Origin of the sequence: Levilactobacillus zymae, assembly GCF_032190635.1 — a bacterium.
Lineage (GTDB): Bacteria > Bacillota > Bacilli > Lactobacillales > Lactobacillaceae > Levilactobacillus > Levilactobacillus zymae_A.
The window spans coordinates 1,365,810-1,390,389 of sequence record NZ_JAVLAS010000001.1 but is presented as its reverse complement, the minus strand read 5'-3'; the positions used below and the strand labels follow the sequence as shown (position 1 = coordinate 1,390,389).

Annotated in this window: 25 protein-coding genes; 2 read left to right on the top strand and 23 right to left on the bottom strand. The window is 51.1% G+C overall.

All coding sequences use genetic code 11. From position 1 onward, the window contains the following. Positions 1-46: 46 nt before the first annotated feature. The 4 genes from tuf to rpsO form a co-directional block, all read right to left on the bottom strand. A complete protein-coding gene (gene tuf / locus RI501_RS06335; RefSeq protein ID WP_313820933.1) occupies positions 47-1,237 on the bottom strand; it encodes an elongation factor Tu in 1,191 nt (396 codons plus the stop codon). Positions 1,238-1,410: 173 nt separating this feature from the next. Continuing rightward, on the bottom strand, positions 1,411-2,340 hold the full coding sequence (locus tag RI501_RS06330) for a hypothetical protein (protein WP_313820931.1): 930 nt from the start codon (positions 2,338-2,340) through the stop codon (positions 1,411-1,413). A gap of 69 nt (positions 2,341-2,409) precedes the next feature. Next, positions 2,410-4,263, bottom strand: coding sequence for a ribonuclease J (locus tag RI501_RS06325; protein WP_313820929.1), 1,854 nt, complete (start codon positions 4,261-4,263; stop codon positions 2,410-2,412). Positions 4,264-4,467: 204 nt separating this feature from the next. Then, a complete protein-coding gene (rpsO, locus tag RI501_RS06320) occupies positions 4,468-4,737 on the bottom strand; it encodes a 30S ribosomal protein S15 (RefSeq protein ID WP_313820927.1) in 270 nt (89 codons plus the stop codon). A 277-nt stretch (positions 4,738-5,014) separates the two neighbouring features. Here rpsO and rpsT point away from each other — a divergent pair, with 277 nt between their 5' ends. Then, a complete protein-coding gene (rpsT, locus tag RI501_RS06315; protein ID WP_313820925.1) occupies positions 5,015-5,269 on the top strand; it encodes a 30S ribosomal protein S20 in 255 nt (84 codons plus the stop codon). A 76-nt stretch (positions 5,270-5,345) separates the two neighbouring features. On the opposite strand, the gene holA is transcribed toward rpsT, so the two are convergent. The 18 genes from holA to pdhA form a co-directional block, all read right to left on the bottom strand. Then, positions 5,346-6,383 carry a DNA polymerase III subunit delta gene (gene holA, locus RI501_RS06310; protein ID WP_313820921.1) on the bottom strand — a complete coding sequence of 346 codons (1,038 nt, stop codon included), beginning with the start codon at positions 6,381-6,383 and terminating at the stop codon, positions 5,346-5,348. A 5-nt stretch (positions 6,384-6,388) separates the two neighbouring features. Continuing rightward, complete coding sequence (locus tag RI501_RS06305) at positions 6,389-8,017, bottom strand: DNA internalization-related competence protein ComEC/Rec2 (RefSeq protein WP_313820919.1); 1,629 nt, start codon at positions 8,015-8,017, stop codon at positions 6,389-6,391. Between the two features lie 57 nt (positions 8,018-8,074). Beyond that, on the bottom strand, positions 8,075-8,644 hold the full coding sequence (locus RI501_RS06300; RefSeq protein WP_313820918.1) for a DUF4131 domain-containing protein: 570 nt from the start codon (positions 8,642-8,644) through the stop codon (positions 8,075-8,077). After that, a complete protein-coding gene (locus RI501_RS06295) occupies positions 8,641-9,123 on the bottom strand; it encodes a ComE operon protein 2 (protein WP_313820916.1) in 483 nt (160 codons plus the stop codon). Before RI501_RS06295 ends, RI501_RS06300 begins: the two co-directional genes overlap by 4 nt. A 47-nt stretch (positions 9,124-9,170) precedes the next feature. Beyond that, positions 9,171-9,878, bottom strand: a complete 708-nt coding sequence (locus RI501_RS06290; RefSeq protein ID WP_313820914.1) for a helix-hairpin-helix domain-containing protein — start codon at positions 9,876-9,878, stop codon at positions 9,171-9,173. 106 nt (positions 9,879-9,984) lie between these two features. Continuing rightward, positions 9,985-11,046 carry a SepM family pheromone-processing serine protease gene (locus RI501_RS06285; protein WP_313820912.1) on the bottom strand — a complete coding sequence of 354 codons (1,062 nt, stop codon included), beginning with the start codon at positions 11,044-11,046 and terminating at the stop codon, positions 9,985-9,987. Further along, positions 11,043-11,531 (bottom strand): pantetheine-phosphate adenylyltransferase, encoded by a 489-nt coding sequence (coaD, locus tag RI501_RS06280; protein WP_313820910.1) that lies wholly within the window; start codon positions 11,529-11,531, stop codon positions 11,043-11,045. The genes RI501_RS06285 and coaD overlap by 4 nt, the downstream gene beginning before the upstream one ends. 2 nt (positions 11,532-11,533) lie before the next feature. Continuing rightward, positions 11,534-12,091 (bottom strand): 16S rRNA (guanine(966)-N(2))-methyltransferase RsmD, encoded by a 558-nt coding sequence (gene rsmD / locus RI501_RS06275; RefSeq protein ID WP_313820908.1) that lies wholly within the window; start codon positions 12,089-12,091, stop codon positions 11,534-11,536. Further along, a complete protein-coding gene (locus tag RI501_RS06270) occupies positions 12,088-12,372 on the bottom strand; it encodes a YlbG family protein (RefSeq protein WP_313820906.1) in 285 nt (94 codons plus the stop codon). The genes rsmD and RI501_RS06270 overlap by 4 nt, the downstream gene beginning before the upstream one ends. A 21-nt stretch (positions 12,373-12,393) precedes the next feature. Continuing rightward, complete coding sequence (locus tag RI501_RS06265; RefSeq protein WP_313820903.1) at positions 12,394-13,548, bottom strand: FtsW/RodA/SpoVE family cell cycle protein; 1,155 nt, start codon at positions 13,546-13,548, stop codon at positions 12,394-12,396. Between the two features lie 353 nt (positions 13,549-13,901). Further along, positions 13,902-15,746, bottom strand: a complete 1,845-nt coding sequence (typA, locus tag RI501_RS06260; RefSeq protein WP_313820901.1) for a translational GTPase TypA — start codon at positions 15,744-15,746, stop codon at positions 13,902-13,904. Positions 15,747-15,882: 136 nt separating this feature from the next. After that, a complete protein-coding gene (locus RI501_RS06255) occupies positions 15,883-16,674 on the bottom strand; it encodes an inositol monophosphatase family protein (protein ID WP_313820899.1) in 792 nt (263 codons plus the stop codon). Then, a complete protein-coding gene (locus RI501_RS06250; RefSeq protein ID WP_313820897.1) occupies positions 16,674-16,973 on the bottom strand; it encodes a UPF0223 family protein in 300 nt (99 codons plus the stop codon). The genes RI501_RS06255 and RI501_RS06250 overlap by 1 nt, the downstream gene beginning before the upstream one ends. Beyond that, on the bottom strand, positions 16,974-17,879 hold the full coding sequence (locus RI501_RS06245; protein ID WP_313820895.1) for a Rossmann-fold NAD(P)-binding domain-containing protein: 906 nt from the start codon (positions 17,877-17,879) through the stop codon (positions 16,974-16,976). It lies immediately after the preceding gene. A 164-nt stretch (positions 17,880-18,043) separates the two neighbouring features. After that, the gene (gene lpdA, locus RI501_RS06240; RefSeq protein WP_313820893.1) at positions 18,044-19,471 is read right to left on the bottom strand and encodes a dihydrolipoyl dehydrogenase; all 1,428 of its coding nucleotides are present in this window, start codon (positions 19,469-19,471) and stop codon (positions 18,044-18,046) included. 7 nt (positions 19,472-19,478) lie between these two features. Further along, complete coding sequence (locus RI501_RS06235) at positions 19,479-20,792, bottom strand: 2-oxo acid dehydrogenase subunit E2 (RefSeq protein WP_313820891.1); 1,314 nt, start codon at positions 20,790-20,792, stop codon at positions 19,479-19,481. Between the two features lie 83 nt (positions 20,793-20,875). Then, positions 20,876-21,853, bottom strand: a complete 978-nt coding sequence (locus RI501_RS06230) for an alpha-ketoacid dehydrogenase subunit beta (protein WP_313820889.1) — start codon at positions 21,851-21,853, stop codon at positions 20,876-20,878. Positions 21,854-21,855: 2 nt separating this feature from the next. Beyond that, positions 21,856-22,971, bottom strand: a complete 1,116-nt coding sequence (pdhA, locus tag RI501_RS06225; protein WP_313820887.1) for a pyruvate dehydrogenase (acetyl-transferring) E1 component subunit alpha — start codon at positions 22,969-22,971, stop codon at positions 21,856-21,858. 276 nt (positions 22,972-23,247) lie between these two features. On the opposite strand from pdhA, the gene def reads away from it, so the two are divergent. Beyond that, entirely contained in the window at positions 23,248-23,808 is a 561-nt protein-coding gene (def, locus tag RI501_RS06220; protein ID WP_313820886.1) for a peptide deformylase, read from the top strand. A 94-nt stretch (positions 23,809-23,902) separates the two neighbouring features. On the opposite strand, the gene RI501_RS06215 is transcribed toward def, so the two are convergent. Further along, positions 23,903-24,400 (bottom strand): hypothetical protein, encoded by a 498-nt coding sequence (locus RI501_RS06215; RefSeq protein ID WP_313820884.1) that lies wholly within the window; start codon positions 24,398-24,400, stop codon positions 23,903-23,905. Between the last annotated feature and the right edge of the window lie 180 nt (positions 24,401-24,580).

Sequence of the window (24,580 nt, the reverse complement as noted above, 5' to 3'; positions counted from 1 at the left end):
GCTTTTCGCACTCCTTTTTGCGGTACAGCTAATTAAGAAAACTTAATTAGTCGTCAATTTCCGTAACGGTACCGGCACCAACGGTGTGGCCACCTTCACGAACAGTGAACTTCGTACCCTTTTCAATGGCAGCTGGTTGGATCAGTTCAACAGTGAACGTCACGTTATCACCAGGCATAACCATTTCTACACCATCAGGCAATTCGATAACACCAGTGATATCAGTGGTGTGGAAGTAGAATTGTGGACGGTAGTTGGAGAAGAATGGCGTGTGACGGCCACCTTCTTCTTTGCTCAAGATGTAGACTTCACCCTTGAACTTCTTGTGGGTTTGGATCGAACCTGGCTTTGCCAAAACTTGGCCACGAACGACTTGTTCCCGGTTAACCCCACGAAGTAAGGCACCAACGTTATCCCCGGCTTCACCAAGGTCCAACGTCTTCCGGAACATTTCCAAACCAGTAACGGTCGTCTTCAATACGTCGTCATGTAAACCAACGATTTCAACTTCGTCACCAATCTTAACAGTCCCACGGTCGATACGACCGGAAGCAACCGTCCCACGACCAGTGATCGTGAAGACGTCTTCAACAGGCATTAAGAATGGCTTGTCGTTGTCACGTTCTGGCGTTGGGATGTAGTCATCAACGACATCCATTAAGTGTAAGATAACCTTTTCTTGTTCTGGGTCGCCTTCAAGAGCCTTCAAGGCAGAACCGCGGATAACAGGAATGTCATCACCAGGGTAATCGTATTCGGACAACAACTCACGAACTTCCATTTCAACTAAGTCAACCAATTCGTCGTCGTCAACTAAGTCGGTCTTGTTTAAGAAGACCACGATGTAGTTAACACCAACTTGGCGAGCTAACAGAATGTGTTCACGCGTTTGTGGCATAGGACCATCGGTTGCGGCAACAACCAAGATGGCACCATCCATTTGAGCGGCACCAGTGATCATGTTCTTGATGTAGTCAGCATGTCCTGGGGCATCGATGTGAGCGTAGTGACGCTTTTCCGTTTCGTATTCAACGTGGGCAGTGTTGATCGTGATACCACGTTCACGTTCTTCTGGAGCAGCATCGATATCTGCGTAATCTTCGGCCTTAGCTAAACCTTTGTCAGCCAATACCTTAGTGATTGCAGCAGTTAACGTCGTCTTCCCATGGTCAATATGGCCAATAGTACCAATATTTACATGGGGTTTAGTTCTTTCATAATGTTCTTTTTCAGCCATTAATGAAACCCTCCTGTATTTTATCGCAAGAATCCTTAACTTTCAGACGAAAATTAATAACTCTTTGCGTAAAATTATACTACTTCTTCTTTGAAAGGGAAAGCTGGAACCCTCTAAAAAAGAATCCTTGACTAGTATATCTGCTCGCCAATTATTTGTAAACTAAAAAATCACTAATTTTCGGGCTTTTCGTTATTTATTGCGGTAAATAGTTCTTGTAAGAGCTTCCCCAAGCGCTTTTGCCAAGTTTTCACGTATTTTTCCTGGGCGGAGCTAATCCCCGTTTGCACGGGACGACCAATCAATTCATCAATCCAAACTTCCGGTGCGGTAACGACACGATCCGCAAACGGATAAAGCAGCATCAACTGCAAATTGAGTGTTTGCCGAACATTAGCCATTAATCCAGGATTAGATTGGGCCAGCTGGACCGTTAAATAGTTTAGTGCCGCTTGAGCCGCCGGACTGGCCGTCACCGAGTCCAAATGAGCCGTCTCAATCGGGTAGATTTGGTCATCCAACCATTGCAGCTTCACCGTCGTCGTCAACCGTAGCCGGGATAGTTCTTCTAATAAAGTGGCTCGTAATAACGGGTGCAGGAACGGATCAACCAATAAATACTGCACCCCCCGTAGAAATTCCCGTAAAGGGAGTTGGTGAGCGCGCTCAATGCGTCGCCGCTGTTCGCCCAGCTCAGTATCTCCTAGGTGATAGAATTGTTTGGCAATCACTCGCTGAGTCGCCCCTAACGTTCGACGCGACTGCTCCTCCGCCGTCTCGATTTGCGCTAATCCAGCCGCCTTCCACGCTTGCGCCTGTGGCAAAGCACACCATTGGCGAGCGAAAATAAACTGTTGATTTTTAAGGGCAATGGCCAGCCGTTGGGTAAACCATTCTTGATTAATCAGGTACGCGCGGTCATTTTCAGCAGCAATCTGCTCGGCAGCAAGAAACTGCTGGTCACGGTACAGACTTGTGGCCAAGTAACGGTTCAATTCTGCCGTCTGCTGCGCCTGATAAAGGGTTGTAAACGCCGCACTAGCTTGCGACCACTGTTCTTGACGAAACGCCGCTAACGCCTGCTGAAATCGTGCCGAATCCATAAACTCCCTCCTTATTTAATAGAAACGAAAAGGGCCCCCCTCCCTTAGCGGAAGTTGGCCCAGATTCATTTAGACTTTGTTCGTCGTAGCCGAGTGGTTACTCCGGCGCCGACACCGATGATTCTTACTCTTAGAGTGCTCGGTGGCCGTCTGAGTAGCTTTAGTCGTCTTGTCTGCCTTCTTACCCTTAGCCTTGTGTCCCTTAGCGGTTGACTTGGCTTCCGGCTTAGCCGACTTGCTCTTCCCAGTCCGCCGGTGATGTTGGTTGACTTCCATAATCACGGGCAGGATGACGGGACGCCGGTGTGTCTGATCAAAGAGGTAATGGCTCAGATGTTCCCGCACGTCTTGTTTCAAGTGACCCCAGTCAAACTCTTTGTTGTCGAGGTTGTTTTGAACCGTCTTACAAATGATGTCAGAACTCTCCTGCATTAAATCCTTATTAGCCTTCACGTATACAAACCCACGCGACGTAATCTTCGGGGCCGCCACGATTTGCTTCTTCTTGCGGTCAATCGTCACCACGGCAATAAAGATTCCATCATCAGCTAAGACTTTTCGGTCCCGCAACACAATGTTACCAATGTCTCCGACACCAATCCCGTCGATCATGGTATCACTCACGTCGATACCTTCACCTAAGCCCATTTCGCCGTCCGCATAAGTCAACACATCGCCCTTGGCGAGGATGAAGATGTGGTCAGCCGGCATCCCTAGCTCCAGGGCTGCTTGGGCGTGAGCGTTCAAGAGCCGGTATTCTCCCTGAATTGGGATTAAGTACTGGGGCTTCATCAGGTTCAGCATTAATTGCAGATCCCGCTTGTAGGCGTGTCCCGACGAATTCAGCTCATCGGAAATTGCCTTAACTTCTCCACCAGCGCGATAAATCATGTCCCGCGTTTGCGCCACCGTGGTGTCCATCGCGTGTGACGGAGTTGTCACGATGTAGACTAAATCACCGGGTTGAATATTTAACTGTTTTTCTTGCTTGTTGGCCATTCGTTGCAACGCCTTGATGGGTTCCCCCATCTTACCCGTTTGCAGAATTACCGTTTCGGTAGGATCTAGAGCTGCTACCTGGTCAGGCGTGATCAAAAGGTCATCATCAAAGGACAACTTTCCGAGGTCCATCGCCGTGTGGACAATCTTTTCCAGGTCTTGCCCCGTTAAGCAGACCTTGCGCCCCGTTTTGACGGCAGCGTCGAAGATTTGCTGAATGCGTAAGATGTTCGAGGCCACGCAAGCCACAATAATCCGACCATCCCGGTAATGAAAGGTCTCTTCAATGGCCTCTGCCAGCTCCTGCTCCGAGGCGTTCATCTTTGGGTTCTCAGCGTTAGCGGAATCGCTTAACAGCGCTAAGACACCCGCTTGACCGATGGCTCCCAACCGCGCATAGTCGGTCTGGTAACCTGGTTGAGCGGTCTGATCAAACTTGAAATCACCGGTATAGACGATTTGACCTTCGTCGGTCTTCAAATCAATTCCCAGTGATTCGGGAATCGAATGCGTCGTGGCAAAGAAGGAAACGACCACGTCGCCAAAATCGATTTCGGTTTTTTCGTCAATGACATGGAAGTCATCGTAGTCTTTGACCTTCGGTTCAGCGGTAACACTAATCTTAGCCAACGCAATCGTCATTTCGGATCCGAACACCGGAACGTTGAACTCACTCAAGAAGTAAGGCAACGCGCCAATCGCATCGGCGTGGCCGTGGGTCAGAAAGACCGCAACAATGCGGTCCTTATTTTCTCGCAGGTAATCCCAGTCTGGAATCACTACGTCGATCCCTAGGAGTTCGTTTTCCGGGTACTTTAACCCGCAATCTAAAATGTAAATGCCGCCATTAACGTCCACGGCGTACATGTTTTTTCCGTTTTCGCGGACCCCGCCAAACGGAATGATTTTAATTTTTGCACTCATAAGTTCACCTCAAGTATCTTTTCTTTAATTTTGGTCAATCCCGCAACGTTGCGCAGATTGCTTATCGGTAGGTTACCGAATTTCGTCCGTAGTTAAACTTACCCCAGTTTACCATACTTTACCCAAATACAGAACTATGATGAGAGGTGCCCAAACAAAAAAGCCCATCCCCAGTGGGAATGGACTGGTTGGTCCAGCAGCGAATTAACGACGCAGGCCCAAGCTCTTGATTAATTCACGGTAACGTTGAACGTCAGTCTTACGTAAGTAAGCTAATAAGTTACGACGGTGACCGATCTTCTTCATCAACCCACGTTGGGAATGGAAATCCTTCCGGTGAGCTTGCATATGCTTGTTAATTTCGTTGATGTCAGCGGTTAAAACGGCAACTTGAACCTCCGTCGAACCGGTGTCACCTTCGTGACGTGCGTATTGCTTGATGATGTCGTTCTTTTGTGCTTGACTGATAGCCATGGTAAATTACCACCCTTTCAAATAAGTGCCCCAAACTGAGTAAGCCGTCGGTGGCCGCCGGCAAACTAAGTCAGAGGTTTGTGCTTTTCACACAGTTATTTATCATACTGGAAAAGTTGTAAAAACGCAAGACTTTCGCTAAAAGTAGCTATCAAGTAAAATTGCTTTACAATAATCCGGCGAAGGTATTGCATTCCCTCTCAGGGTTCTGTATAATGACATACGTTGAAATTAAGATTTCCGGTACCAGGATTTCTCATTCGGAGGTGAAATTTTCATGCCAATTATCAAATCTGCTATCGAACGGGCCAAGACTAACGTTAAGGCTAACGAACGTAACTCCGCCCAATTAAGCGCAATGCGGACTGCTGTTAAGCGTTTCGAACAAGCTAAGACTGCCGGTGCTGACAACGCGGAAGAATTATTCCGTTTAGCTAGTGCTGCCGTAGACAAGGCTGCTACTAAGGGCTTAATCAAGCGGAACAAGGCTTCCCGTGACAAGTCACGGATGGCTGCCCGTTTAGCTAAGTAATCACACATCAACCTCATGAGATGATGTAATAAAGGCGCGACCAGCAATTGGTCGCGCCTTTTTGTGTGCTAATTTTTCATGATATCGTGGCTTTTTGCCCCGCAAACTGCGTCATAAAAAGTGAAAAGAGCAGTTCGGGATCCAAAGACGTGGATTTCATCTGCCGTTCCACTTTAAACAGGCCTAGGTAAGCCCGGTTAAGATCGTCTAGGTGAAACCGGCGGTGTGTCTGGAGAGCTAATTTAATCCGGTACGGATGAACCTTGAGCGTACTGGCCAATTTGCCTTGACTATACCCCTGCTGGGCCAGCACCTTGGTCTGGATCAATAAACGGAACTGTCCCTGTAGAATGGCATTGATCCGTAAGGGTTCTTCCTTGGCTTGGAGGAGTTCGCGGTACAACGCCACGGCCCCCGCCGTATTCTTGGCCAGTACCCGGTTGACTAAATCAAACACGTTTTGAGTCAACGTTTGCCGGACCAAGCCTTGAACCGCGGCAACCTGAATCTCGTGATCGGGTAACGTAAAGAGCTCCAACTTTTCGCGTTCATTCATCATCAACGACAAGTCGGCATCCGTTCGTTGGATCAAGTCGTTCAATGCGGCCGGCACCATGGTGTAACCATCCTGTTTTAATTGTGCTTGAAAGAACTGCCGGACTTCGCGTTCTGCAAAATCCCCTAATTCGACCGTGGTGGCCACTTTTTTGAGCTGTTTAACAATCTTCTTGCGTCCATCTAACTTGGCATACGGGGCAAAAAAGACCAACACCGTACTGGCCATCGGGGCCGTTAAGTATTGTTCGAGACTATTCAAATCGTGGTCAACCTTACTTTTCTTGGTCTCTCCGGTTAGAAAGACGGGATTATCCAGACAAACTACGCGGCGTTCCCCAAAGAATGGTGCCGCCATCGCATCGTCGAGTCCCACCGCCAGCGGCACCGTTTCCAGGTCATAACTGGCGTAGTTCATCGTCTGCTCTTCCGTGGGCACCAGTTGCTTAAAGGCCGTTTTTAAGCGGTGTTGAAAGTAGGGCATTTCGCCCAAAATAACGTAGATGGGGGCGGTCACCTGACCAGCCGCCAGTTGTTTTAAAAGTTGTGTTATCGTCACGCCTGTTATTCCCCTTTTAAATTCAATTTGGTTTGCCAAGTTCCATGCTGGCCCCGATAAACGTACCGGATCATTCCCCGCTGTTGGGTACTGGCCCACGGCACGTGAGCCGCCTGCAGGGTCCGTAACGTTTCGGGGCTGGGATGACCGTAGCGATTATGCCGGCCCGCCGAAATAATGGCTAGTCGGGGCCGGACCTGGGCCACAAAGCTCGCCGCCGTGGCGGTCTTACTACCGTGATGACCTAGCTTCAGCACGTCGGTCTGTAGTTGGGGTTGGGCCGCTAAAATCTTCTGCTCCCCCGCTTGATCTAAATCACCCATAAATAGGAAGTTTAACCCACCAAAGTCCCCCTGTAAAGCCAGTGAACCAGCATTATCGGCCGGCATGACCGCGAAGGGATGGTGGACCACCAGTGACGCCGGAACGCCCACCTGTAAGGGGCGCACCTGCAAGCCGGGGTACCTGGCCACGGTTCGTTGCCAGGCCACTTCCTGCGCCATCCCCGTCGACACCCACACGCAATCGACCCGAAACTCGGCTAAGATTGCCGGCAGATCGCCGATGTGGTCCGCATCGTGATGGGTCAAATAAATCTCGTTGATATGGGTAATTCCCCGACTCTTTAGGTAGGTCACACTGGTGTGCTCAGCGCCGTAGGTCACCGGCTGTACCGGAGCCCAGGCAGGCTGGGGAAATGCGAGCCGCCCACCCACGTCGATCAGTGTCACTCGGCGATTACCGGGCGTACGAATCAGGATGCTATCTCCCTGTCCGACGTCAAAATAAGCCACTTCGCCGTGGAGCGGATAGTGAATGCCGACAAACACCAGACCATAACTCACCAGCAACCCCACCAGCCAGCGTCGTCGCTGCTCAGGCGGTCGGCTCCAAATCCACCAAGTTCCCAGATACCACGCGACCGCAATTCCCCAAGCGGGCTTGCCAAAAGCCACGTTACCCGGTAACGCTGCGACCCGCCGCAACAGCTCATCAACCCCTGCTAGGCCAGCGGCACATCCGTTCGTGATTGCGGGAAAACGTGGTCCCGTCAGCGTACCCAGCACGGTCAGGGGTAACAGGAGTACGGGAAATAGCGGCACCACCACCCAGTTGGCAAGAATCGTTAGGCTATGCCACTGAAAGATGCCACTGAGTAAACTGGGTAAGCCCAGCAGAGTTAACCCCAGTTCCCGCCAACGCGGCGTCTCCTCTTTGAGTAGGATCAACGCCAACGAAAGACCGTAACTGAGCTGACTGCCCAATTCGAACAGCAACCCCGGATTCTGCGCCAGCCCCACCAAAAAGGCTCCCGTCCAAGCGCCCAACGGACTAACGGGCCGGTTTAACCGGCGGCCCCCCAATTGTAAGCCGCGCATCCAGCAGGCCCGGAAGACCCCACTGCCGCTGCCGGCCAGGATTGCATATCCCGGGAGTCCCACTAGCAGGGCCCACTCCCACCATTCACGCGGTAACCGGGATTGGATCAACCCCCATTCGGCTACCGTCAGAACCAACGCGACGTGCAATCCCGAGATGGCAAAGAGGTGGATCAACCCTAGCTGCTGCATTCCGGCGAGCTCCTGGGGGGCCTCACTGGCCCGACTACCCGGGAACAGGCCTAGCGCGTACACCCGTAACGCTCCGGGTAACTGCTCACAGTATCGAATCAGACCACTGCGCCAGCCATGTCAGGTATCCGTCCACCAAGTCAGCCCCCGGCTTGGAGCCGGTCGCCAGGTCACACTCGTCGCCCTCACGGTATTGACGATGCACCGATTGGCCCAGTAGCGGGCCGCATCAAACTGGTTAAAGTTCGGGGCTGGTAGCAAGCCGCTCTCCTGACCCGTGACCGTCCACCAAGTGGGGTGCCGGAGTTGCCGCAGATGCGCTAATTCATCAGCTGAGTGCAGCGTGCCATGAACCGTCAGGCGCTCCCCGTTTAATTGTTGTCCCACGAGTGTATACCCGCTACCGTGAATCACAGGACTGTCCGGTTGGACCCGTAAACGTAAGGTAACCGGTTGAAGCGTCGTCACGGCGAGTTGGCGGTGGGCTAACTGTGTTTGGCGCCAACCAAACCACCCGGCAAATCCCAGCAATAATCCCCCGGTCATTAGTAGAGTGGGTAACGACCGCAACGTGATGACCCGTCCGATACTCAAGACTAGCAGTAACCCGCCGCCTAACCAGTGACCCCCTAAGATCACGCTTAACGCGGCGACCGGTAGACTGGCCAAAAACCAGTGGGCCGCAGTCACTGCCCCGTTTTCGGTTGGTCAAACGATAAGTGCGTTAACAGCTGTGGATCAACAGTGACCTGTTGCACAGCCACGTGTTTTAAATCTAACAGTTTCTGGGCGTACGGGTCGTTATGGTAATTCCGCAGGTAGGTAATTTTGGTGATCCCCGCCTGTAACAGCATCTTGGTGCATTGTAAGCACGGGAAGTCCGTAACGTAGATTTCCGCGCCATCCGTGGCCTCGCCAAACTTGGCACACTGCAAAACAGCGTTCATTTCTGCGTGAATCGTCCGGACACAGTGCCCGTCGACCAGGTAACACCCCTGGTCTAGGCAATGGTCGTCACCCGAAACCGAGCCGTTGTAACCGCCCGCAATGATGCGGCGATCGCGAACCACAATGGCTCCGACAGACAGCCGGTTACAGGTGCTCCGAGTCGAAATCACTAACGCTTGTAGCATAAAATATTGGTCCCACGGAATTCGTTCTTTAGTCATGTCGCTGGTACCCCGTTTCTTCAGTTTACAATTCAGTATACCACGCCCTAAGTCGTCAGTTGGGCTTGTAAATGGGCGACCGTCTTCTCCCCAAAGCCCGCGACCTGTGTCAGATCTTTGACGCTCTTAAACGGTCCGTGTTCGGTCCGGTAGTCCACGATTTTCTGCGCCTTTTTCGCCCCAACCCCCGTGAGTTGCTGTAATTCGGTCACGGTTGCCGTATTCAAATTGACCGGTGCTCCGCTCGAACCGGACCCGCTCGTTGCCCCGCTGGCGGGTGTTCCCGTGCCGCCAGTCCCACTGACAGCCGTTGTTGCTGGAGCCTTCTCGCCCTTTAAGGGGACGTAAAGTTGTTGCTGATCCGTCAAGCGTAAGGCTAAATTAATCTGGCGCCGATCCGCGCGCGGGGTCAGTCCACCAGCCGTTTTGAGTGCATCGGCCACCCGCATCCCCTGGGCAAACTGATACAAACCGGGGTGGTTGACCGCGCCCTGAACGTCGACCCAAACCTGAGTGTCGTGACTCGCCCCGGAAGCCCCTGCGCTGGGACGACTCGCCCGCGTCGAACCAGTCCCTGATGAACTTGCCATCCCCGTAGTAGCCGGGGGTGGCGGGGTTCCTAGTCCGGTGCTAGACGCTGCTGAACCGGGGCGTAAGACGCCCCACAGGCCTAGCATCAACCCGCCCACCATCAGCAGACCTAATAGTCGTTGGTAGCGGGGAAGCTCTTCCCACCAATCCATAAGTCGTTGCATGCCTCTCACCTCCTCGTGACACAGATAACTCCGGCTAACCGCGCATCAATTTTTTTAGACGATAAAAAAACCACCTTTCGCTGGAAAGGTGGCAACCTGACTGGGGTTAAGGATGCGTTTGGAGATAGTGCAAGGCATCCTGAAAGTTCTTCACCGGAACAACTTTCATGTTCGGCGCGTACTTCTTCGCCGTAGCCTTAGCTAACTGATAGTTTGTCTGGTGGTGTTCCTCGTACTTTAACAAAGCCTTGGTGGGTTTGACGTACGGGGCAAAGAAAATGGTGGCCCCGGCCCGCTTAGCGGCGATGATCTTCTTATCGATTCCGCCAATTTCTCCCACGTCACCGTTACTGTCCACGGTCCCCGTCCCGGCAATTTTGCGGCCGTGACGCAGGTTTTCGTTGGTCAGTTGTTGATAGATTTGAAGACTAAACATCAGCCCCCCCGACGGGCCCCCAATGTTACCGGGATTTACGGTAACCTTAGTCTGGGGTACGACCTTGACGTTATCGGTCAACGTGATGCCGATTCCGGCCTTTTTGGTTGGCAGACTCATCAATTTTGCGGTGGCCGTACGGGTCTTGCCGTTATGTTGATAGGTAATGGTGGCCCGGCTACCAACCTTTTGGCGTTGGATATAGGTTTGATAGCCGACCATGTTGTTGAAGTGCCGGCCGTTAACCTTGGTCACGGTATCACCAACGTGTAGGTCCCGTTTAAACGGCGATTGGGCGTCCACGCTGACCACGTAAATCCCCAGATATTGCCGGGTCACCGGCCGCTTAGCTGCCCGGTAAGCCGTGTAGATCGATTCATTGATCGCACTTTGCATGTAGAAGTCCTGCACCTTGTCATAGGTGGCGTTACTTTCGCCTCCCGTGACATTCGCCGTGGATTCCACCGAATAATGGGGATTGAGCTTGGCGTACAAATAGCTAACCGGCCGGGCCTGGGCGACCGCCACGGAAGTGATCATGAACTTCCCACTTCGTTTATCCGGATGGCCGGGCATCTTCACGAACGATTTCAAATTATCCGCCGACCCCGGGCCCTCGATGTATTCCGGTAAGGGCAACATAAAGAAAGCTAAGATCGCCAAAAGTGCCACTAGCATCCCCACAAATTGGGTCCGTTGTTCCCGAGTGATTTGTCGTAATCGCCGCATCATGGTTGGTCACTTCCCAACCGTTGGGCCAACGCCTGAGCGACCGGAACCGGAACCAACGTGGTCAAGTCACCGCCAAACTTGGCGACTTCGCGTAATAGACTCGACGATACGAACTGGTACTGCGGATCGGCCATCAAGCACACCGTCTCAATGTGCGCATCCAGATGACGGTTCATCCCAGCGATGCCTTGCTCGTACTCGAAGTCGGTGCTATTGCGCAGTCCCCGAATCAGCACCGTGGCGTGACATTGCTGCATGAATGCCACGGTCAGTCCCGTTTCTACCCGCACCGTAACGTTGGGTAACTTCTCGACACTCTGCTCGATAAAGGCAACCCGTTCAGCGGGCGTAAAGACGCCCTGCTTAGCCGTGTTCTGTCCCACCGCCACAATCAACTGATCGAATAGGCGACTGGCCCGGGTGATTAAGTCTAAATGGCCGTTGGTTAAGGGATCAAAGCTCCCCGGAAAAACCGCAATTGTCATGTTTAATCCCTTCCTATTGCATAAATCGTTAAGACTGTAATGCCATAGTTGCGCTGCTCAATGAAGGTGAACCCCGGGACCGTTTCCGGTAACTGGGCCTGTTGATCCGTCTCACACACAATGCGAGCCGTCGCCGTTAATAGGTTCAGCTCCCGCAATTGCGTCATCTGCTGAACAATCTTTTGTTGGGCGTACGGTGGATCGAAAAAGACGAGGTCAAATTGTTCGCCCCGGCTCGCTAGTTCTGGAACCGCCCGCTTAGCGTCGCGTTTCAAAATCTCAAATCGCTCGGGAGCTTTGGTGACCGCCACATTATCCTTGATGGTCTTAATGGCCGCGTACTGCCGATCAATCAAGACCGCCCGGGCAATCCCCCGGGAAACGGCCTCAATACTCAAGCCCCCAGAGCCCGCAAATAGATCCAGGCTCTGGCCCCCATCGAAGTAGGGGCCAATGATGTTAAACATGGCTTCCTTAACCTTATCCGTGGTGGGCCGAGTCGCCATTCCGGGTACCGCCTTTAACCGTCGGCCGCCAAAGTCACCTGCCACAATTCTCATCCTTCATCATCCTTTGCTTCCGCGTCTTCCACGGGGTTGGTCACCCCATTAAACGTTTCATTAATTTGGGGCCGCATCGACGGTACTACCCGCTTAACAAACCGTAAACGTTGTAGTTTTTGCGTTAATTCATCAATGTCTTTTTGATCCACGTACAGGACCACATACCGCATCTTCTTGGACACGTACATGACGGTACCGTAACGTTTCAGCTGGCGCGTTTGTTTCAAGCTATACGTGTAAACAATTAAACTTTGCCGTGGCTGAATGTCAAATGCCATGAAACTCATCCCTTTTCGTTTTTAATGTGTCGCCCGGTAATGTTTCTGCCGCGCGCTAATGTTTAAGACGATACCCATCACCAGCGCCAAAGTCCAAGTACTCGATCCCCCGTAACTAATGAACGGGAACGTCACCCCAGTAATCGGCAAGAGGCCTAAGACCCCCCCAATGTTAAAGAACGTTTGCACCGTCAAGTAGGTCGCCGCCCCGTAACACACCAACGCATAATAGGTGGAATTACTGCGGACACCCACTAAAACGATCCGGGTAATCATTAAAAAGAGCAACGCAATTACGCCCAGGGCCACTAATAAGCCCAGTTCTTCGGCTAGAATCGCCATAATAAAGTCGGTATTGGGTTCCGGCAAATATCCCGTCTTTTGGATACTATTGCCCCACCCGACACCAAAGATTCCACCGTTACTCAGCGCATAGTAGGAATTTACCAATTGCTGCCCCACACCTTGGGAGTGCACAAACGGATTTTTGAACGCAACCATCCGCTGCAATTGATAAGATCCCTGGGCCATTCTGGTCTCAGACAACTTGACCAACAGTGGAATAAATACCACGACGATGGCGATTAAGCCACCACTCATAAGCCCGGTCGAAAGCTTCCAATTAAACCCACTGGCAAAGAGGAGGACCACGACAATACTGGCGTTAATGGCCGCCCCACCAAGATCGGGTTGAATAAAAATCAACCCAATAATCAGCGCACTGGTCACGATGGGCTGCCACATGGTCGCCCACCAGCCCTCAGTCGCTAACTCATCCTGCCGATTGGTAATCGTATTGGCCATCCAGATAATCAAGTAAAACTTCACAAATTCCGCGGGTTGTAAACTAATGGGGCCAAAGTGAAACCACCCCGCCGCCCCATTGACGGTTTTCTCTACCAACAGTAAGGCCGCTAGGGAACCCAACGCCAGGTAACTGAGTCCTCGCAATAAAGTGGGATGGCGCAGTTTTTCCAAGTTCATCGCCAACATGAAACTGACAATGATCAACCCCAAAATCACGTACAGGGATTGCTTAATCAGGTAACTGGTCGGACTCCCCCCATTTTGATTGCCGATATCGGCACTGGCTGAATAGACCATGACAATCCCCAACAAGCTCAGTACCAGATAGGGAACTGCCAGCCAATAGTCTAAATATTTTAATCTTTGCATACGTTCGTTCGCCCCAAGCCTGCCGGTTAACCCCGGCATTCGAATGTTGTCCGCGTCGTTTGCTTAGCTGAAATCAACTGTCGCTAACTGATTGGCCGCCGGCTACCACACTGTCCCAAATTGCCGGGTTCCGTGCGCGGACAGCTAACCTAACTCGTCAGACGCGTAATGGTTACATTATACCAAACTCGAATTTAATTGTATCACAGATGTTTCCGTGAAACGCTTGGTCATCCCGTTTTAACATTTCTTAATTTTCCAGTGACCCCCTACCGAATTTTAGACAAAAAAACCGGAAGATCACACGGTTTCCCGCACAATCTTCCGGTAAAATTTTAATTAAAGGTACTCAATTACTTGTTGTTCCCGTGACGCAACTTCTTAGCTGCCTTTTCACGTTCACTGGTATTTAAGATTTGCTTCCGTAAACGGACGTGTTCTGGCGTAATTTCACAGAATTCGTCTTCGTTGATGAATTCCAGAGATTCTTCCAGCGACATTACTAATGGCGTTTTAACCTTCGCAATATCTTCAGAACCAGCGGCCCGGACGTTGGTTTGGTTCCGGCCACGCGTGATGTTCACGGAGATGTCGTTTTCACGACTATTTTGACCGATGATCATCCCTTCGTAGACTTCCGTCCCGGCAGGCGTAAAGATAATTCCCCGGTCTTGAACGGCCATGATGGCATAAGTCGTAACCTTACCAGAGTTGATGGAAACCAACGTCCCGTTACGACGACCTGGGTTCCAGTTCTTAATCACTGGCATGTACTTGGAGAACGTGTGGTTCATGATCCCGTAACCCCGGGTCATGGACAGGAAGTCCGTGGAGTACCCAATCAACCCACGAGTTGGGGCCAAGAAGGTCAACCGAGTTTGGCCGTTACCCACGGCCTCCATGTTCTTCATTTCACCCTTGCGCTTGGACAGGGAGTCAATGATGGCCCCAGTGTATTCGTCAGGGGTGTCAATTTGCACGGATTCGAATGGTTCGCAACGCGTGTTGTCGACCGTCTTGTAGATAACTTCTGGACGGGAAGCTTGCAATTCGTAACCTTCACGCCGCATAGTTTCAATCAAGATGGACAAGTGCAATTCACCACGACCGGATACGACCCAGGCACCTGGATTATCCGTGTCGTCAACCCGCAAGGACACGTCGGTGTGCAGTTCACGCTTCAACCGTTCTTCGATTTGACGAGACGTTACAAATTTCCCTTCGCGACCAGCAAATGGCGAGTCGTTCGTCCGGAAAGTCATCTTCAAGGTTGGTTCGTCAATCCGTAACAGTGGAAGTGGTTCCAAGTGGTTCGGGTCCACAACGGTTTCCCCAACGTTGATTTCTTCCATCCCAGAAACGGCAATCAAGTCCCCGGCCTTGGCCTCGTTGATTTCCAAACGCTTCAAACCAAAGTACCCAAATAACTTGGTAACCCGGAAGTTTTGCTTGGAGCCGTCCAGCTTCATAACAGTCACGTTATCGCCGACCTTGATCTTCCCACGGAAAATCCGACCGATCCCAACCCGACCAACGAAATCGTTGTAGTCCAACATCGCAACTTGGAATTGTAACGGTTCGTCTTCGTTATCGATTGGTGCTGGGATGTGCTTGATAATCGTGTCAAAGATTGGCTTCATGGTGTGTTCTTGGGTGTCCAAGTCTGGATCGTAACTGGAAGTCCCGTTCATGGCTGAAGCATAAACGACAGGGAAGTCCAGTTGGTCTTCGTCGGCACCTAATTCAATGAAGAGGTCCAAAACTTCGTCAACCACTTCGGATGGACGAGCGCCTGGACGGTCAACCTTGTTGATGACCACAATTGGGGTCAAGTGTTGTTCCAAGGCTTTCTTCAAAACGAAACGGGTTTGTGGCATCGTTCCTTCGTAGGCATCGACTACCAACAAAACGCCGTCAACCATGCGCATGATCCGTTCCACTTCACCACCAAAGTCGGCGTGTCCTGGGGTGTCCAAAATGTTGATTTGCTTGTCGCCGTAACGAACCGCAGTGTTCTTGGACAGGATCGTGATTCCCCGTTCCCGTTCGATTGCGTTCGAGTCCAGTGCCCGGTCCTCAATGGACGTGTGGGAGTCCAACGTATCGGACTGTTTCAGCATTTCGTTAACTAAGGTCGTCTTCCCGTGGTCAACGTGGGCAATGATGGCAATGTTACGGATATCATCTCTGGTTTTCAAGTGTATTTCTTCCTTTCGTGCTTGTTGAATTAGATGGTTCTTGGCGCACCCATAGAGTAAGCACGCCTTATTGTAGCGTCAATGACCGGCAAAGTCCATCCATACCGGCCGGTCGCATAAAAAAACTGTGACCGGGTCACAGTGAGACGTCATCTTCTTCAATTTGGAGAATATCACGTTGCGCTTGTTTCGTCGCTACTAGTACAAGGTTAGATGATAGCATATCAAGCGGTTGTCCGTCAATAGTTGAGGTCCGAACCCCTAAGGTATTTAACAAAACCTGTCCCGCCGCGAAATCCCACGGTTTCAGGTAAGAAATGTACCCTAAGGTCTTGCCTAACATAATATTAATCATTTCAATTCCGGCACTACCATAAATGCGCATCCCGGCACTGGCATGCACAATCGCTTGGGTATGAGCAATGTCCTTAATCACTAAAGGTGAGCTCATGCCAATCAGCCCGTCCGCTAAGGCTAGATTCGCCGGCGCACTCAGCCGTTGTTGGTTGGCCCAGACACCGCCGACCTGTGGTCCCCCGTGATATAAGACGTCGTTCATTACATCGTAAATGAAGCCTAGTTGTCCCACACCATCCTGATAAATTCCAATCATCATGGCGAAATTATCCCGTTGTTTGACAAAGTTCATGGTGCCGTCGATGGGATCAACGACCCATAGCCGTCCTTGAACGGAGGTTACCCGATCCCCAAACCCTTCCTCACCTAAAACCTGCGCTTGGGGATCCAGCTGACGAATTGCCTGAATCAAGAATTGCTCGTTTCCCTTATCCACATTGGTGACGAGGTCCTTGCGCCCGGTCTTCTCGTCGACCGTTAGGGTTTGTTGCATCTTCGCCATGACCTGCCGCCGGGCTTTTCTCAAAAGCGCCTCGACGTCTCGACTTAATTGTTGCCAATCCGTTGCCATTAGTTTTGTGGTCCTTTCATTTTGACCTGTCCCGTTCCTAACTGTCGTGCGAGTTTCACGGTTCGGTAGATACTGTACCCGGATGCCGTTTGAAAATCTCGATCCAGTTGCTTTTCTTCAAATTTTTGGGGCACCACCGTCTGAAAATCCCGGTAAGCTGCCAGGATCGTCGCCGCCGCCACGCCCTGATATTGTTCATACGCCGCTTCAACCGCTTGATACAGCTGGGTGACCTTCAAGATATCGGCCGTGGACCAGTCCGAGTACAGTGGATACTCATAATTTGTCGTTTGTGCCATTTACTTTCCCTCCGTTTGCGTGCCCTCAACCTGGGCAATCTCGTCTTGAATTGCGGCCAGCGTGACGGCATAAGTCTGCTGTTCATCTTCCGACAAGGCCAAGTTCGGCAAGGGTTTCCAACCGTTCGCCGTGACTAACACCGGTGTGGCCGCCGCATAGGCTGGCGTCGCCGGTTGGGGATGCGTAACCGGCACAATCAGGGGCTGGTTAGCCAGAACGGCCCGCAAGATACGAATCAGCACCAACATGCGCAAGGTCGTCTGCGAGGCCATCGCTTCACGTTGTAACCAGGTCCCCATTTTTCCCAGATCGTCAGCGTTAAACTTCGCATCGGCGGTCGCTAAATACATCAAAATGGGTGTTGGCCCGACGTAGGTTCGGCTCCATGCCGGAATCGGATTAACTGATCGGCCCACAACCGTGGTCTGAATTGCTCCCGGTCCCACGCCCAGCCGCTCCGCCAGGCGACAAGTCAACAACCGCGTCATGGGATAGGTGCCCAGCCCCCAGATTTGCCCTGGCGTTGCGCCAGAATATTTCCAGGCAAAGTAGGTGAGCAGGTCGTCGTGTTGGCCGGCAAAGATAATCTGCCCCTGAAAGCCATTTTCTAAACTCCGACTGATTAACCGGCGTAAGTTGGCCACCCGTTCGGACAGCGTCACCGCTTCGACTGTTCGATCAAGCACCACTAGCCAAGCCGCCTGACCGTAATCCGTATTGGTGCCCACCCGAATAGAGAGCTGCGCACACAAGGCACTGGCCACGACCAACGATTGATACTGTGGCGTATCGGTCGTGTGCTCGGGTAAAACCACGCAATCCACCGGCAAGTCAGCAATTAACAATTGTTGGAGTAACTGACAGGTCTGGGCCAGCTCCCCCTGAATGAGTAGTGTTGGTTTCATCGAACCCCTCCACTTTTCTCTGAATTATCGTCATAGTCTCATTATAAGTGATGGCGCCGGGATAGCAAGCCACAGCCCACCCCCGCCATAACACTCAGCACACAAAAGGAGCGATGGGTCGTCGCCCACCGCTCCTCTTTAAGTTCAAGTTACCAATTATCGGTTTATAGATGAGTTGGGAAGCCCAACGCAATGTCGCCCGCTTCTTGAATAGGTTCGTTCAAGGTTGGGTGTGGGTGAATCGTCAAGGCGACGTCTTCAACGTTCATCCCGCCATTAACGATCAACGATAATTCACCGGCCATCGTGCTGGCTTCAGGTCCGACGACCTGTGCCCCCACGATGTTCTTATTATCATCATCCGTGTAGACAAAGCGGACGAAGCCCTCTGGTTCATCCAAAGAAACGGCCCGAGCATTCCCAGCAAATGGGAACTTCGCGGTCTTCACCGCAATGTTCTTGTCCTTAGCTTCAGCCGCCGTGTAACCGACCGTTGCCAATTCTGGGTCCGCGAAACAAACCGCCGGAACACTGACGTAATCGTTGGCCACTTTCTTGCCAGCAATGGCACCGGCCGCCGTTTTGGCTTCATAGAAAGCCTTGTGCGCTAAGGCTGGTCCCGCCACAATGTCGCCAACCGCGAAGATGTGTTCGGAAGCCGTGCGGCCTTGGTTATCCACCTTGACCAGCCCGTGATCGTCTAACTCAACCTTGGTGTATTCCAAGCCCAAGTTATCGGTATTCGCCCGACGACCAACGGTGACCATGCAGTAATCCGCCTTCAACGTGGTTTCCTTACCGTCTACCGCATAAGTAACTGCCACACCATGTTCATCTTGAGCAGACCTCTTGGCCATGGCGTTGGTAATCACGTCAACACCCTTCTTCTTCAGCTTCTTCAAAACGACAGAAACCATATCTTTTTCGAAGTTAGGCAGAATAGACTTAGTTCCTTCAATGATGGTGACGTGAGACCCTAAGCTAGCGTATGCGCCCGCTAATTCGGTCCCGACGTAACCCCCACCAATGACGACGAATTCCTTAGGGATTTCTGGTAAGTTCAACCCACCAGTGGAATCGATGACCCGGCCTTCAAACTTGAAGCCAGGAATTTCGATGGGGTGACTCCCCGAAGCAATAATCAAGTTATTGAATTCGAAAGTCCGCCCCGTGTCCGTCGACATAAACTGTTTCTCACCAGTTGGCATAATCCGCAATTGGGTATCGCTTAAGAAGACGGCTTCACCGTTAACGACGTCCACATGATGCTTTTTAAGCAGCATGTTAACCCCACCGGTCATCCGGTCAACCACTTTGTGTTGTTTCCAGTCCTGGGTCTTCTTAAAGTCAATCGTTGCGGGTTGGGTCGTAATTCCGTAAGGATCGCCGTGGTTGGCCGCTTCTAAGCGGTGACCAGCTTGGATCAAGGCCTTGGAAGGAACACAGCCAACGTTTAAACATACCCCACCAACGGTGTCAGCTTTTTCGACCAAGGTAACTTTTTGGCCTAATTCTGAAGCCCGAATTGCGGCGACGTAACCGCCGGGGCCAGCACCAATGATGACGGTATCCTTTTTTTCAACATCTGCCATATTTCGATCATCCTTCCATTAACAGCATTTCTGGGTCATGCAGCAATGCTTTCATTTCGTTCAAAATGTTCTGAGCTAAGGCACCGTCGATTAACCGGTGATCGTAACTCAGGGAAAGTTTCAACATCCGGCCAACCACGATATCGCCATCTTCGTTGACGTAAGGGGCCTTTTCAATCCGGCCAACCCCTAAGATTGCCACTTCTGGTTGGTTGATTACCGGCGTGAACCAGCCACCACCGATGGACCCGACGTTACTAATGGTAATGGAACCACCAGCCATGGAAGCTGGCGACAACTTGTTATCGTAAGCCGCTTGCGTATTTTCGCTAATTTCCTTGGCAATCTGGAACATACCCTTGGAATCAGCGGCCTTGATGTTCGGCACGTACAATCCGTGATCCGTGTTCGTGGCAATCCCGATGTTGTAGTAGTGCTTGTAGACGATTTCTTGCGTGGTATCGTCAATTGAGGCGTTGATTTCTGGGAAGTCCTTCATCACAGCAACCAAAGCCTTCACGATGTAAGGCAAGAAGGTCAAGTGAATGTCGCGATCAGCGGCAGCCTGCTTGTACTTCTTCCGGTTAGCCATTAACTTAGAAACTTCAACTTCGTCAAACGAGGTAACGTGTGGCGAAATGTCCTTGGAACTCCGCATACTCTTCGCAATAATCTTCCGCATTGGGGACATTGGTTCCCGCGTTTCCAGATCAGGACGATCCGCTTGCCAAGGCTTGATTGCCCCACCAGCGGCACTCTTGGTGGCAGCTGGAGCGGCAGCGGCTGGCGCAGCGGCCTTCGCTGGCGCAGCAGCCCCGTTAAAGTTATCAATATCGGCCTTCAACACCTGCCCGTGATTCCCAGTTGGGGTCACTAAGGTGATGTCAACGTCCTTTTCACGCGCGTATTGCCGCACGGATGGCATGGCCATGACTAACTTATTCGGATCAGCAGCAGCGGGAACACCCGTTGCGGTTGCCGGTGCAGCGGCAGCAGTCGTGTCAGCAGCCGGAGCAGCTTCTTCGGCCGGTGCGGCAGCTTCCTTGGCGTCGCCACCCTTACCTAAATCAGCCGGGGTGTCTGACCCGTCGTCAATCACGATTAAAGGATCACCAATTTCAACGGTGTCCCCTTCTTGCGCAACAATTTGGGAAACGGTACCATTTACGGGCGATGGCAGTTCCGAAACCGACTTATCGTTTTGGATTTCAACTAACGTGTCGTCTTCCTTAACTTGGTCGCCTTCTTTAACTAACCATGAAGAAATTTCGCCTTCGGCCATCCCTTCACCAAGCTCCGGGAGTTTGAACGTATAAGCCATGGGAAAACTTCCTTTCTTTCATCATGACGTGGGATTAATCCCACATCGTGTCTTTAATGTTTTTAGTAGTGACTGATTTTAAATTAATAGTTGAAGATGTCGCGAGCCTTAGCCTCGATGTCATCCGCATTTGGAATCCAATCATTTTCGGCTTGGGCGAACGGATAAACACTATCTGGGGCCGCAACCCGACCAATTGGTGCATCCAACGACATAATCTTTTCTTCGGCGATGTCGGAAGCCACCTGAGCACCTACCCCGGCCATCTTTTGAGCTTCTTGTACCACCACAACCTTGTGTGTCTTGTCAACGGAGGCAAAGATGGTATCGGTATCGATTGGGGATAAGGACCGCAAGTCGATGACTTCGGCATCAATGTTGTCCTTGGCTAAGGCATCGGCCGCCTTCAACGATTCGTTAACTTCAGCACTATAAGCCACGATGGTAATGTCCTTACCTTCACGAACGACCTTAGCGGAGTCCAACGGCACGGTGTACTTCTCATCTGGCACTTCATCCTTCATGGAACGGTAAAGCTTCAGGTTTTCCATGAAGAGAACTGGATCATCGCTTTCTACAGCGGAGATAATCATTCCCTTAGCATCGTAAGGGTTAGCTGGGGTTACGACCCGCAGCCCTGGCGTACTAACAAAGTAGTTTTCCAGGTTATCCGCGTGCATTTCGGCGGTATGGGTCCCCCCACCAAATGGCGTCCGAATCGTAACGGGGAAGTTCTTCGTCCCACCAAAGCGGTAGTGATCCCGGGCTAATTGGCCCACAATCCCGTCCATGGCTTCGAACGTGAATCCCATGAATTGAATTTCAGGAATTGGCCGCCAACCGGTTAAGGCTAACCCAATGGCCAGACCCAAGATCCCAGATTCAGCTAATGGCGTATCGAAAACCCGGTCTTCGCCGTACTTGTCTTGCAAGCCGACAGTCGTCCGGAACACACCACCGTTTTTACCAACATCTTCACCGAAGATCAGAGTCTTTGGATCATCGTTTAAGACTTGATCTAGTCCAGAAGTGATCGCTTTAATATACGTCATTTTAGCCATGATTACTTCGACTCCTTTGCTTCAAATTCTGCAATTTGCTTCTTCACACTTGGAGTAGGAACGTTGTAAGTCCACTTCAGGAAGTCAGAAACCTTCTGTGCAGGCGCTGCTTCGGCTTCCTTCATGGCGTTCTTGAAGTCGTCCTTATATTCTTCAACCAACTTATCTTCTTGATCTTGTGACCAAAGCTTCTTGTCGGTTAAGACCTTACGCATCCGAATTAACGGATCGGCGTCGAACCATGGCTTTTCTTCTTCCTTGGTCCGGTAACGCGATGGGTCATCACCCGCAGACGAGTGGGCGCCGAAACGATAAGTTAACGTTTCGATCACCACTGGTCCGTTGCCGGCAGCGGCGTATTCCCGTGCCAACTTAGAAACTTCGTGAACCGCCACGATATCCATCCCGTCAACTTGCACGGAAGGAACGCCCATGGCAACAGCCTTTTGAGCTAAGGTCTCCGCTGCGGTTTGCTTGTACCGCGGTACGGAAATTGCCCAGCCGTTATTTTGCACGAAGAACACTGCTGGCGCTTGGAAGGCACTGGCGAAGTTAACCCCTTCGTACCAGTCACCCTGTGACGTCCCACCGTCACCAGTGTAGACAAAGGCCACGCGGTCCTTATCTTGGTTCTTCTTAATTCCTAAGGCAACGCCCGCCGTTTCAACGTATTGGGCGCCAATGATGATTTGTGGAAACAGCATGTTTTTATTTTCATGAATGTTTCCTTCAACGTGACCCTTGGACCATAAGAAACCTTTTGCAACAGTTGTTCCGTGTTGAATCATTTGAGGTAAATCACGGTAAGCAGGTGCTAGGAAGTCCTGTTCCTTAAAGGCGGTAACACTCCCCATTTCACTTGCTTCCTCACCGGCAGTTGGCGCGTAGAAACCCAGACGGCCTTGACGCGAAAAGTTCATGGTTTGTTCGTGTAACGTCCGTTCCCAAACCATTTTCTTCATGAAGTCAACCAGTTGATCATCTGAATATTTTGCTAAGATATCGGGATTGACGACCTTACCTTCCCGGTCAATAACTTGCACCGGGTGCTTGTAAGGGTCGGCCATCGTAGCTTTGATCTTGGCAAAGTCTACAATCTGTTTGCTTCCATTAGCCATAAGTAACACTTTCCTTTCACTTGATATGAAATTGTTAACTAAAGGTGAGTCAACGTTGCGTTTCCTGACTACGATTATAAAGTAACATCTTTTCATAGATGTTGCAAGCCCTTTCATTATGATTAATTCAGCAATTATAGCTCATCCCTTATGAAACCTATGATTTCTAAAATGAATAGATTTGAAAACCCCAATCGTTTTCCTTTCATTTCATTTTGGGGACTGACTATGCTAAAATAAATAATAATTATGAGTAATTTTTCGGAGGTAATGTCCTTGTTCTTAATGAAAGATATTGTCCGCGACGGCGACCCGGTCTTACGCCAAGAAGCTGCCGACGTGACCTTCCCGCTGTCTGCTGAAGATCAGCAACTCGCAAAGGATTTAATGGAATACTTAGTCGTGTCTCAGGACCCCGAACAATGTAAGAAATACGGTTTGCGGGCTGGTGTGGGCTTAGCAGCACCACAAGTTGGCGTCTCCAAGAAGATGGCATCTGTCTTGGTCCCCGCTCCGGAAGAAGGCGGTCAATCACCGTTCACCGACGTCATCATCAATCCCGTCATCATTTCCGAATCCGTGCAAAATGGGGCCCTGACCGAAGGAGAAGGCTGTCTGTCTGTGGATAAAGACGTGCCGGGATTTGTTCCTCGGCATGACCGCATTACGCTACGGTACTACGACGTTAATGGTGAAAAGCACCAGGTTCGGTTGAAAAATTATCCGGCAATTGTGTGCCAACACGAAATTGATCACTTACACGGTATTCTGTTCTACGACCACATCGACCAAGACCAACCCTTCGGCCGCGAAGAGGACATGGTCATGATCGACTAAGTACTTCTTTTCACCAAGTACTCAAAAGGGCATTCCCGATGATAACCGGGAACGCCCTTTCTTTTCTCTTCCATTATATACGATTGTTTGTGCATTATTGAACAGCTGGATCGTTCAACTTTTTCAAATCTTTAAGGTATTCAACCGTGGATTCGTTCATTAAATAAGCAACGTCCAAGTGCAGGCGATCCTCGTAGACCCAGATATCACTGACCACAAATGCGGACCCCGGTACAATCGCCTTCACCTGATGGTCGGTACTAAAGCTGGCTAGTGCTTCATTAAACGCTCGCTCCAGTTGGGGCACCTGGTGCTCAGCTGCTAGCCCCACCGCAAAGGTGTATTCGAAGGCCATAACTCCCCGCCCCCAGACGTCCGCGACCGTTTCAGAAGGCGTCACCCGACCCTCGGCGGCGCTTAAAACGTCGTGGTTGATTAACCGCTGAGTTGCCGCTTTAACGGCCACGTCCGTCTCGGCTTGCGCTGATCGCCGCACGATTCGCGTGGCCCGCTGAACAATTGTCCGGTGAATTAGGGCATACACCGCCCAAGCAATGACGATCCCAATGATGATCTCGATTCCTAAGGCCATAGTGGTCCCTCCGTTCAGAGCTTCTCTACATTTATCATAGCATGAATTGTCGTCTAGGGGTAATTCTATACAATTGCCAAAAACTATGCTAAAATTGTGCTAATTGTTGTGTAAGCAACCCGCAGTTCGGAAAGACCAAAAAAATGATTTGACACTTGCAATTCGTCAAATTAAATCTAC